Below are 12686 nucleotides of genomic sequence, written 5' to 3' on the forward strand. Positions count from 1 at the left end.
CAAACACTTATAGGACACCCTCATTTATCTTACTCTTTATTTTCTTCTGAATGAAACATTTCATTAGTTTGAACAAAAATTGAGCCTGTTTTTGTGTCAGCAAATATATGAAGCGGAGATTCTGATATCCCCTTACGTTTAAATCTTATTTGCTTCTGAACAACCTCTTTTTTCTCTTCTATTTTATCTATATCCTCCAGAGCAACCTTTATATTTCCTAAATTCGATTTACATTCTCCCTCTATACTTATATCACTTGGGACGTAAACATTGATATTACCGGATACAGCTTTCAAATGTAGTGTATCTGTTTCTTGATTGTGTAATGCACAGCTTAAATTCCCATTTAGCGTCTGCAAATCAATCGTATGATATTTCCCCTCAACTGTTATACTTCCATGCATGGATTCGGCTGTAAGACGGTTTGCTTGGGATTCCTGGACAATAATCCTTCCGTTGACCGTTTCCGCATCTATTTTTTCAGTATCTACATTTTTTAACATTATCTTTCCATTAGCTGTCTTTGTTCTCAAATCATCTACTTTCAGCCCTTCACCTTTCACACCCCCATTAAATGTTCGGAAGGAGACTTTTTCATACTCTGTTTTTGGAACATATACAACAGTATCTACTTTCATCCATTTCGATTGAGTGGAAAAACGAAGCAATCCATTATCTATATAAAACGAGCTATTTTCTATAAAGAATGTCCTTGCTTCATCACGATTATCTTTACGATATACCTTTGCCTGACATTCTACTCGAATATCCGGATGATCCCACGCTTTTACTTCTACCTGTCCATTAGCAATATCAATATCGATATTTGTCAAATTAACATTCGCTTGTTGAAATACATGCGGAAATTCTACTGATTGATTAAATTGCAAATCAATATCTTTAATTTTCTTAAAAGCCGAATTTACAAAATCCATGATTTTATCTCTTGCATCAGAGAACTGTGATGAAAATCGATCTTCATTATTTTCCTTACCACTCTGGTCCTGTTTCTGCTCTGAATCAGAAACAACCTCTTCCAGTACTTTTTCATCTTTACTTTCCTGTTTTTTTTCTAATGCATCTAGTAAAATAAGGGCTTCATCTGTAGATAATTTTCCATCCCTCACCAAGTCAATAATGCGTTTTCTTTCCTCCTGCATTGCTGATTCCTCCTTATGAGTAGGTTATATAAAAACCATTAAAGTAATACCTTATACCCTTGTCTTATTACTTACGATTAGGGCAATTGGAAAGTTTCAATGCTTTTAATCTTACTTCATTTTGACATATTATTCTAAGTGGTTCATCGGTCTGAGGATGGAATTAAAATAGAGCTTAATATTTAATCTTCCTCTAAATCAACCTTACTCCATTTACTTTTGAATATTCCGATCCCTTTTGCCCAAAAATAAATAATGGCCATACCACAACATGATTTTTAGAAAATACAGTAGAAAGATGGGGAAGCTTCTTGATAAATATGTTTCGGATGCTAAAAAAGCGGCAATTTAAAAAAAACGATTTCAACTCAATGGGATATGCTATTGTAAAAAACAAAGAAAATAAAAAGAACGCTACAAAGATTACTGTGATCACACCAGTATATAATGCTGAGAAGTATTTAAAAAAGACCATTGACTCAGTTATTAATCAATCCATTGGTTTTAACCATATTGAATATATCCTTGTTGATGATGGTTCTACCGATTCTTCTAGGAATATTCTGTTAGATTACTCATCCAAATTTGAAAATATCGATGTTGTATTTTTGAAATCCAATACAGGCACACCAGGTCACCCTCGTAATATTGGTATTCAATTATCTAATTCCAAATACATTACTTTTTTAGATGCAGATGATTGGTTAGAACCAAGCGGTCTAGAAATACTACATACTATCTTAGAAGAGACAGGTGATGATTATATTGTCGGCAAAACGATTCAGCTTCAATCAAATAGAACTAAAATAGTCGGAGAGCATGAATCTTGCAAAGAAAGACGCGGAATCTCACCATACTCCATTCCCCATATCTTTCAACATTTAGGACCTAGAGCAAGAATGATAAGAGCAAGTATCATTAAAGATAATCATATAACGTTTCCGAAAATGAAATTTGCTGAGGATAAACAATTTTTTATTGATGTTCTAATAAACTGCAATACGATATCTACTACAGAACAGCCTATTTATTATTTAAATCGTTTGGATGATAATAAAACTCGTTTAACAAAACAAACAAACATTATACAAAAGACAAATTGTAATCTGAAAGTTATTAAATATGTAATCAATAAAAAATTGGAAATTGAAAAGGAGAAAATGATCTTAAACCGATTATATGAATTTGATTCAATCACAAGATTTTTCACTACTCCTCATTTTCAAAAAACGAGGCTAAAACCAATTTATTACTATAAATTTAATAAAGTGCTGAAAACAACTAAAGGATTAAGGTATGAGTTTTCAGAGAACTTTTTTCAACCGATAAACAAAGTAGTCTATCAACTTTTTTGCGAAAGAAAATATAAAGATTTAGTAAAACTCTTTGAGTGGGAAAAGGAGGAAAAAGTAAAGGATTTTATCATTAAAGATACCCTACCATATGTTGTTGCTCCATTTCTTGAAAACAAATTTAGATATATAAGAATTCCTATGCTTGCTTTTTCTATAGAGGATTATATTCATGACAATAAATACTGTCTACATTTTAAGGTTTATGGGGATTTTTTAGGCACGATTACTGATTTGGTTATAAGAAATCGAAAAAATATCATTCTCGAATATTCACAGCCAGTTATTATTGATAGGAGCGGTAATGGGAAGCTAGAGTTGGATCTCGGTTTACTTTCCGAGCTTCCTTCCTCAAATTATGAAATATTTTTAAAATATAGTGATTATAATAAACTTCATATTAGAAGAGAAAATGATGATATTCAAGATGAGTATCGAAACCGTGACTATATTTTTTACAAAACGATTTATTCAAACGTTGGATTAAGAATTAAATAAAAAACTCCCTTAACTATACTTGGATATAGTTAAGGGAGTTTTTACAAGTCACTAACTTGATATTTTTATGCGTTAGAAGGGTTACTTTCTAGTTCCCTCAATTTACTTCTTTTTTCTAATACAAGCTGTTTAAAGTTCTTTTGTTCTTCTTTAGACATAGCTTTGAATTCTTTTAAAAACTTTTCATACTGTGGAATAATTTCCTTAATAGTTCCGTAAGCCTTTACCTCTCCAGCTTCAAGCCACAATGCCTTTTGACAAAACTTCTTGACCTGCCCAATCGAGTGACTAATAAAAAAGATCGTTTTTCCTCTCTCTTTAAACTCATTCATCTTATCAAGACACTTATCCGTAAAGGTTTGATCTCCAACAGACAGGGCTTCGTCTATAACTAAAATATCTGGATCGATATTAACCGATATAGCAAATCCCAAACGAGATTTCATACCGCTTGAATAGCTTTTGACAGGCTGATCTATAAATTTCCCAATATCAGCAAACTCAATAATTTCAGGCATCAATTTACGTATTTCCTTTTTATTAAATCCCAACATCAAACATTTCAATTCGATATTTTCTCTACCAGTTAATTCATTATTTAATCCTGAATTTATGGCGATTAAAGACGCTTGGCCTTTAATTTCGATCGATCCAGAGGTAGGTGGAATAACACCCGTTATTAAGTTTGATAAGGTTGATTTTCCTGCTCCATTTACACCAATAACACCAATTACATCTCCATCATATGCAGTAAAATTAATGTTTTGCAGAGCATAAAAATTTTCTCCGTATCCATCTGGAAATATGATATCTAACAGCTTCTCCGAATTTTTATTATACATTTTATATTTTTTCGTTACTTTTTCAAAAATAACTGAATGACTCATCGTTTCTCTCCATTTAAATATTATTCTATTATTGCGAGCAGGTTACTTCGATTATAAGAAATCTACGAAGCGGTCTCTAAACTTAACATGTAAAATGGAACCGAAAAACAGTAATACAATAACTATTCCCCAAAAATAAAGCGTATATTCCCAATGATCAACAGGATACCATGACAACCCTAGAATAGATGCTCTATATCCTTCAACTAAATAATATATCGGATTTAGCTTCATAATGGTTTGAATAATAGCTGGATGAATATTATAAGGCGGCCATAATATTGGCGACAAATATATTAATATACGAACTGTCGAAGTAATTAACATTTGAAAATCTCGAACAATTGTCGTAAGTGTTGATGTTATTAATGATAATGATATTAAAAATATCACTGTTGCGACGATAAAGTATGGCAATTGAAGATAATGGATGTTAATCGGATACCCTAAAAATTGAAAAATAACAAGTACTACTCCAAGTAACATTAAATGCTGGTACAACTTTGCAAAAATCACATAAGTGGGAATGACACTCATCGGAAAGCTCATTTTTGAAATCATTTTAATTCTTGAATAAATAGATTTAGACCCTTGAGTGATCGATTGATTGACAAAGAACCAAGCGACTATCCCAGACAGCATCCATGGAAAATACTTAATACTATCTCCAGATAAGTCAACATCTGCCCGGCTGCCACCATGAATCCCAAATCCAAAAACAAACCAATAAATAGATATTTGAATCATAGGATTAATAATTTCCCATAATATCCCTAAATAATGATTACGGTTTGCACTCTTCAATTCATAAACAGATAATCGTCTAGCTAAATAAAAGCTTTTAATTTGTTCTTTTATTACGGTTATTACAGAACGCATATGTTTTTCCTTCCTGAGCTTTAAATTTACTATTATGCATAAAAAACATTATCTGAATCACCATTTTATCATTTATACGTGTAATTGTCATATTAATTTAGCAGCCGTTCCTTTCACCAAACTCCTGATAGTAGCATATATCAAAAAAATCCCCCATTCAACGAGAAAGTTAAATGGGGATGCAGATAATGCAATTTATACAAACTAAACCAATAATTTGATATTATTTTATTTTCCTGTAAATACCTTCTCAACCACTCTTTGTGATGATACTCCAGATTCCAAATAACAAAACCTCTCATAAAACTCATTAAAAGAAACAGGTAGTTGATAATTATTTACTTGCATATCTTTTATCGTCTCTATTACTTGTGTTGTTGTTTTAACTAGCGGACCTGGTGCATTTTTCTCAAAATCAAAGTAAAAACCACGTAAATTATCACGATAATCTTCAATATCATAAACAAAAAAGAGCATTGGGCGTTTTAAATTAGCATAATCAAAGAATACTGAAGAATAATCTGTGATTAATAAATCAGAAATGATATATAACTCATTAATATCCGCATGATTAGAGAAATCATAAGCAAAGTCTTTGTAAGGCGATAGATCCATATTTTCAGCTACCAAGTAATGCATCCTTAAAATGACTACAAACTCATCGCCTAACTTTTCACGCATTAAATTTAAATCTAACTCTAAATCAAATTTATATTTTCCTTTTGCATAAAATTGATTATCTCTCCAAGTAGGTGCATACAAAATCACCTTTTTATATAGAGGAATACCAAAACTTTCTTTTAAACTTTCTATCGTCTCAGGATTATTACATTTATTTAAATAATCATTTCTCGGATAACCAGATTCAATCATTTCTTTCTCAAACATAAAGGCTCTCCGAAAAATTTCAGTTGAATAAGCATTTGGTGATATTAAATAATCCCATTTACTTGCCTCTCTAGTAAAATTTCGTTTATATGTCGAAGTGGTTGTACCAGGCATATGAACTTCATCCATATCAGCTGCTAGCTTCTTTAAAGGTGTTCCATGCCATGTTTGCAGATAAGTCGTATGCTTCGGTTTAGGAATCCATAATGGTAACCGGCTGTTTGAAACCCAGTATTGTGCACGCGCCATTACATATAACCACTTTACAGAAAAACGCCGTACATAAGTAATATCTTTATCAACAAAATTATGTTTATATCTTATATCGAAACTCCAATACATTTTATATTCCGGGTGGTTTTCTTTTAAATATTCGTAAATCGCTCTCGGGTTGCAACTGTATTGCTTACCTAAAAAGCTCTCGAACACGACCAGATTTTTTTTCACTGGCAAAAGTCCGAGAACGATAAATACTTTCTTATATATTTTTTTGGATATGGAATGTCTTTTAAGTTTCAAAAAAAATCTTTTCCCGATATCTCTCAATTTATTTTTTTTCATAGGTTAAAACACCAATATTCTAAGCATTTTTTTCAGTACTGTTTAAAAACATATTATTTTCAAAAAGACTATTAACTAAATTCTCACTAGATCTTCCTAGGGAATATTTATTCCATGTTCTAGAAAAATCACGTATTTTCTCATAATCAAATTGATTATTTTTAATGACTTCAATAATATCTTTAGTTTCATATACAACTGGACCCGGAACCAAATCTTCATATCGTCCCCAGAAGCCTCTTTGTTCCTGATATTCTACTAAATCATATGGATAAAAAATCATCGGTTTCTCTAATAACGAAAATTCATATGGAATTGATGAATAATCAGTAATCAAATAATCAGTTAAAAATAATAGATCATTTACATTGGCATATGTGGAATAATCAAACACAAATCCCTCTAGTCGTTTTTCAATTATAGGCCTGTTCTTGATGGCTGGATGCAGTTTGATTAATACGACATAGTTCCCCGACAACTCCCTGCACATCTGATCTAAGTCCAACTGAAAATCAAAACTATCTAAGCTATCATCACGAAAGGTTGGAACATAGAAGATGATCTTCTTATCTTTGAGCTGTGGATTTTGTCTAAAGAGTTCTCTTCTTTTCATTTCTTGATGTTCTTGATTATAAAATATATCCGTTCGCGGGATACCGGTATATAAAATATTATTTTCGGAAAGATTGAATGCCTTTTTAAAAATCTCCGCCATTTCATCGGAACCTACGATTACTTTATCAAACTGATTATATACTCGTTGAAAACGTTCTTTTGCACGCTTTGTTCTTAAAGAAACAGACTTATCCTTTAATCCGAATGTCTTAATAGCTCCTGCTGCATGCCATAGTTGAGTGCATTGCACTCCATCTTTAAAGGAAACTGCTGATAAAAAACCAAAATAATTGTCAACAATGATATTCTTCGAAATAGCAAGATAGTATATAGCTTTTACCATGTCAATTATATTTTTTGATTCAAATAACAAGACTTGTGCATCCACATTATTTTTAATTACATTGAAGCTTGAAGATTCACAGAGAAATACCACTTTTTGTCGTATTTTTCGCCTTTTCATTTCCTCATACACAAAGAGACTATTATCCTTGAAAGAAACGACAAACACGATTTTATCTTGTAAAGGAAAAAGTTTAAAAAAATTAAACTGTATTTTAAATAGCAATAAATACAGTTTAATCAAAAATTCTCTAACCATTTTTCACAGAAAATAAATCCTTTTTTATTTTCGTTGTTGAAATTCCTACTGTTCTCGGTAAATAAACAACTTCACAATAGTCCTTTAAAAAATCAAACTTTCCTTTCCAATCATCACCCATCACAAATATATCCACATCATTATTTACAACATCTTGAATCTTTTGTTCCCAAGTATTTTCAGGAATCACCTCGTCAACATAGCGAATAGATTCAAGAATCAACTTGCGATTTTCATAACTGTGATAAGCTTTTTTATTTTTAATATCGTTAAATTCATCTGTTGAAATAGCAACGATTAAATAATCGCCTAATTCCCTTGCTCTCTTTAATAAGTTAATATGTCCCCAATGAAGTAAATCAAAGGTTCCATATGTTATTACCTTTTTCATTTCAACCTCTCCTCTTACAGTTTGGTTCATAATGATCCTATTACTATTTGAGTTAAGAAACATTAATAAAAAAATCACTTAACCTTTATTATAATCGAAATAAAGGTTCTTTCAAATACAAAAAGTGACAAATTTCACACAGAAGTTCATCAACTTCCTTCAAAATAGGTATTTTTATATATTTTTTATGTTTTAATAAAAAAACATACTCTTTTTATCCGTTCCTTTATTTACCAAATCTCAGTTATATGAACATCGAAATAAAGAATTATCTTTAATCTTTTGTCTTGTTCAATTGGATTTCTTTAATTAAATCCACCCACAATTTTCCTATATTTTCGATTTCAAATCGTTTTACATTTACAAGTGCATTTTCAGCAAATTGTTTTCTCTTTTCTTCATTTCCGATGAGGTCTAATAAAGCATCTGCAAATGCGTCAACATTACCATTTTCGACTAATATGCCATCTTCATCATTTGAAATAATCTCTGCTGGACCTTTCGGACAATCAAAACTAACTACTGGAACCCCACATTGCATAGCTTCCACAATAACCATTCCAAAACCTTCAAACCGGGAGCTCAATGCGTAAATAGAGCTCTTAGATAGCTCTCCCTCCATATCCTGAGTGGCACCCATAAGATAAACATGATTATATAAACGATTTTCAGTAATCAATTGTTGCAGGTTTGTTTTTTCTCTACCAAATCCAAATATTTTTAATTTCCAATCTGGAAAATACTTGTTTACTTTACTAAATGCCTCAATTAACATATCAAAACCCTTTTGGGGTGCAAGCCTTCCAGCTGCTAAAATAACTTTATCATTTAAAGGCGATATCGTTCCATTAAATTTTGGTATCGAATTCGTAATTTTCCTGACAATTACACCACTATCAGAAAATATTTTATCATAGTCCTTAGTATCATCGTCTGTAAGTGTAATCAAATAATCTAAATTACGATAATGTTTTTGTATAGACTTTTTCAATTTATCTGGATATATCCCAAAATTTAGATGTTCTTGACCGACAAGAACAACATTCTTATTAGCATATTTTGAAGCAAAAATATTAAAGCTTGGACGAGTAGTAATTAATATTCCAGAATCGATTGATTTAATAAAGTTGTACAATTTTATATCTGTTAAAAGTGAAAAAAATGTATATGCCTCGTCATCTGAATGGATAAGTCTGCTTTTCGATTTATTTAACTTGTTTATTACTTTTGATTTTAAATCTTTTGGTTTTTTATTTCTGCCAACATCATCATGTAATATTGTCACCTTAATCCGTGGATCAATGGTGAAAAACTCTTTTGCACGTCTACGTAGTACACTTACTATTTCTACATCATATTTATTTTCCACTAAATAATTCGCCACATTTAGAACAGTTCTTACTGTTCCACCCATACCATAAATATCGTATATTAAAAAATATATTTTCAATTTTATTCACCTGCGCTGATTCTTTTCGAAAATTATTTCGATAGCACGTTGTGAGGCATGTCCATCGTCTAAATTACAAAATCTATCTTTGAAATTCTCGTATTTCTCACTATATTCATCCCTTAAATCCTCAATGTTCGCGATAGTTTCATAAAGCTCACTATCACTTAATACAATCGGTCCTGGAGCTTCTTCCTGAAAATCAAAATAAAACCCACGCATTTTTGAACCATATTTTAATAAATCATAAGTGTAGAATATTATAGGCCTATTTAAATTAGCGTAATCAAACATAACAGAAGAATAATCCGTAATTAGTATATCAGAAATTAAATATAGCTCTTGTATATCATCATAATAGGTTACATTGTAAACCAAATCTTCAAAACCAAGTAAATGTATTCTTGCAGCATCAAAATAATGAAGCCTTAAGAGTAGTACATATTCATCGCCAAATCTTTCTTTGAATTGATCCAAATCGAATCTAAATTCAAAAGGTGAAGACTTTTTACTTCCTTTACGATCATCATCTCTCCACGTTGGGGCGTATAAAATGACCTTCTTACTAGGATCAATATTAAGTTGTTTTTTTATTTCCTCTACTTTTTTTACATTGTCATTCCGATAAAAAATATCATTTCTAGGGTATCCAATTTCTAAAGTCTTTTTATTATAGTTATAAGCCCTCTTTAGAATTTCAGCTGTATAATGGTTTGGAGCAATTAAATAGTCCCAACGCTTTACCCTATTTAATAATTCTATAGATGTATTTTCCGCATACGCAACAGAATCTGGATCTACATCTAATCCAAGCTTTTTCAATGGAGTACCATGCCATGTTTCCACATGAATGGTGTCACTTCTCTTTTTGTAAAAATCCGGGAAGTTTCCATTATTAACAAAGTATTTGGCGGTTGCCATATAAAAATAATATTTAAACGAATGAGGCTTTACAAGAATAGGATTACCAGGCAAATCTTTTTGCAGATCCTTCATGACCCAAACCGCTTTTATATTTTTATTTTGTGATAACATTTCCTCATAAATTGCCTTAGGATTACATGCGTAGCTATTTCCATAATAACTTTGGAAAATATACGTATTGGACTGGATAGGAAATAACTTGTTTAAAATACGGTAAGAAGCAACATTTCCCTTCTCCATCATCTTTTTGATTCTTGTAATTTTATTAAGTCTATCTTCAAATGATTTATCGATTTTCTCTGGACTAATATTTAAAGTGAATCTGGATTGAATTTTTCCAAAATCAAGTTTACATATTAACGAATCAAATTTGATGTGATCTAATATCCAATCCTTCATATTGCTTAATTTTTCATCCGGATAAGTAGCAATAACAGAGAATTCAAATTCAACATTCGTCTTATTGGTTTTATGAAGTTTCCACTTAGCAGGCAAATCAAATGATTTTCCATATTTCCCTTTTATCGATATATATCCTTCAGCATGCTCGGATAATTCCTCATTAGGAAGCATAATATTTATTTTTCCGTTAATCTCCATATTCTGGTTCGTAATATTAATTCTGCTTATAGATTTTGAATATGTGTAGTTGCGTATTAATAAAGATACATCATTTTGCGCCGTGTAATATGGTTTTACAACAACTGCATCTGATTTATTATTTTGAACAAGCTGTTGTGGGAAACTGATAATATCCTTTTTATTAGAAATACGATCTAAACGAGACGATATTCGGTAATGTTTTTCCTCAATATCAATGAATAGGTCCCATACACCTTCCTTCAAACCATCATTACAAATCATTTCGTTAAGATTTGCTTTAAAGGTAAAATGGGAATTATTAATTTTAATAGGGAATTCATGTATGACATTCAAATTCCTTTTTTTCATTACGAGCAGATAATCACCGGTAATATTTTGAAAAAGAGGATGGTTTGATAGTAATACAGCATTTATTGTTATACTCTCAGGGTCGACAAAAATAGTGTCAATTTCTACATTTAGATTATGATTACTTATTACTAACAATAAAGATTTTGTTTTTTTATTTTTTCTTATGGTTACCTCTTTTTCATTACCGTTAGAATCCTTAAAAATTACCGACTGGTTTGGAAAAATTGAGTCATCTACCAATTGTATGGATGAGCTTTCAATTTTATTAAGATTATGTGTATCTTGTGTATTGTTCTTAAGTTCAATTGTAATGTCAATTTCGTTTCCTTCTATTACATCCAAATCCAAATCATTCAAGTGAATACTAGCGTTAAATCCAGCCCAATTTAATTGATCTCCTAAATCCTTACGTTCGACATTTTGTACTTGAAAACTTTTTTCGTAATCACCGTTCTCATTTCTTACAAGAATATTCTTAGTAATATTATTTTGTTTTGATGTATCCCATGATGGATAATAAGCATAGCCACTTAGTGAAAAGACTCCATTATTATTTATGTGAGCCTTTTCTATTTTTGTAATTACGCTTGGTTGTTCAATTTTAAATGACATATTCCCATTTTTCGTTGCATAGGGAACTATAACCCTAGGAGAATGATTATAAAAAAACAACTGTGATTCAAAATTTATATCTAGACATTTTAGCCTGTATTTTTTTGAATATCCATTTGCCTTAACAATAATATATACATCCCAAAAATTAGTGTCAGCAATCATTTCATTATTCCCTGCAATGTCTATAATTGTCTCATAGATATTTTTTTCATTTAGAGATTTATTATGGTTCAACGTAAAGAAAAGTTCTTGACCATTTTCCCTCTGTTTTAAAAATAATTCTAGATTGCCTTCTTCTATATCTATTTGTGAATTTTCACTTATTTGTACAATCATTTTCTGATCATTAAATAGGATTGAATGCAAAAAGTAAAAATTTTCAATGACTTTTGGTTTCCATAAAGATTCTAGAAAACCCATCATAAAAACTCCTCTCAAAACTCATCATGAGCTCTTATTTAGGTATTATTTTTAAGATATTTTGGTCCCTTTATTCCCATTATCATGACAATAAGTAATATGCATATTCATTATACCGATTAATAATATCTGTACATTAAACAAACTTATGCAGGATAACAGATGATATAAATCTATGTTTCATTCCTAAAACACAATAAGTTATTCTAACATAAAATTTTTATTTTGTAATTTGTTTCTCAAATTCAACATTAGAAAGAATAGTAGATTTATTCCAATCAGAAAAAATCCATATTCCTCTTAATATAGCAATCAATCAAATAAATATTCTCTCTCCTCATAATTAATAAGAATTTAATAGAGACAGAAGTAATTATTTATTCTATTATAAATAGAGTAATAGAAAAAATTACATAATTTTCTATCACTCAAAATATGTAATTTCCAACCGAAAAAAGACTGTTAGTTACAAAATTTATTAATCTCACATT

Annotated in this window: 7 protein-coding genes and 2 pseudogenes; 1 reads left to right on the forward strand and 8 read right to left on the reverse strand. The window is 30.5% G+C overall.

All coding sequences use genetic code 11. From position 1 onward, the window contains the following. Nucleotides 1-29 precede the first annotated feature (29 nt). A complete protein-coding gene (locus ACQKP0_RS19050; protein ID WP_427407414.1) occupies nt 30-1160 on the reverse strand; it encodes a DUF4097 family beta strand repeat-containing protein in 1131 nt (376 codons plus the stop codon). Nucleotides 1161-1480: 320 nt separating this feature from the next. Between ACQKP0_RS19050 and ACQKP0_RS19055 the strand changes: the two genes are divergently transcribed. After that, nucleotides 1481-3010 carry a glycosyltransferase family 2 protein gene (locus tag ACQKP0_RS19055; protein ID WP_427407452.1) on the forward strand — a complete coding sequence of 510 codons (1530 nt, stop codon included), beginning with the start codon at nt 1481-1483 and terminating at the stop codon, nt 3008-3010. Between the two features lie 104 nt (nt 3011-3114). On the opposite strand, the pseudogene tagH reads toward ACQKP0_RS19055, so the two are convergent. From tagH to ACQKP0_RS19090, 7 genes and pseudogenes are all read right to left on the reverse strand, one after another. Continuing rightward, nucleotides 3115-3897 (reverse strand): annotated as a pseudogene (gene tagH, locus ACQKP0_RS19060) (teichoic acids export ABC transporter ATP-binding subunit TagH); the annotation flags it as partial. Nucleotides 3898-3948: 51 nt separating this feature from the next. Then, nucleotides 3949-4776: an ABC transporter permease gene (locus tag ACQKP0_RS19065; RefSeq protein ID WP_427407415.1), complete on the reverse strand. Its 828-nt coding sequence runs from the start codon at nt 4774-4776 to the stop codon at nt 3949-3951. Nucleotides 4777-5004: 228 nt separating this feature from the next. After that, nucleotides 5005-6225, reverse strand: a pseudogene (locus ACQKP0_RS19070) (CDP-glycerol glycerophosphotransferase family protein); the annotation flags it as partial. Nucleotides 6226-6244: 19 nt separating this feature from the next. Beyond that, a complete protein-coding gene (locus tag ACQKP0_RS19075) occupies nt 6245-7441 on the reverse strand; it encodes a CDP-glycerol glycerophosphotransferase family protein (protein WP_427407416.1) in 1197 nt (398 codons plus the stop codon). After that, on the reverse strand, nt 7434-7832 hold the full coding sequence (tagD, locus tag ACQKP0_RS19080) for a glycerol-3-phosphate cytidylyltransferase (protein WP_427407417.1): 399 nt from the start codon (nt 7830-7832) through the stop codon (nt 7434-7436). Before tagD ends, ACQKP0_RS19075 begins: the two co-directional genes overlap by 8 nt. A gap of 274 nt (nt 7833-8106) precedes the next feature. Further along, nucleotides 8107-9282: a glycosyltransferase family 4 protein gene (locus ACQKP0_RS19085; protein WP_427407418.1), complete on the reverse strand. Its 1176-nt coding sequence runs from the start codon at nt 9280-9282 to the stop codon at nt 8107-8109. Between the two features lie 6 nt (nt 9283-9288). Next, nucleotides 9289-12195: a CDP-glycerol glycerophosphotransferase family protein gene (locus tag ACQKP0_RS19090; RefSeq protein WP_427407419.1), complete on the reverse strand. Its 2907-nt coding sequence runs from the start codon at nt 12193-12195 to the stop codon at nt 9289-9291. Nucleotides 12196-12686: the final 491 nt, after the last annotated feature.

The sequence above is a fragment of the Heyndrickxia sp. NPDC080065 genome, assembly GCF_050281185.1.
In the GTDB taxonomy this organism is placed as follows: Bacteria; Bacillota; Bacilli; order Bacillales; family Bacillaceae_C; genus Heyndrickxia.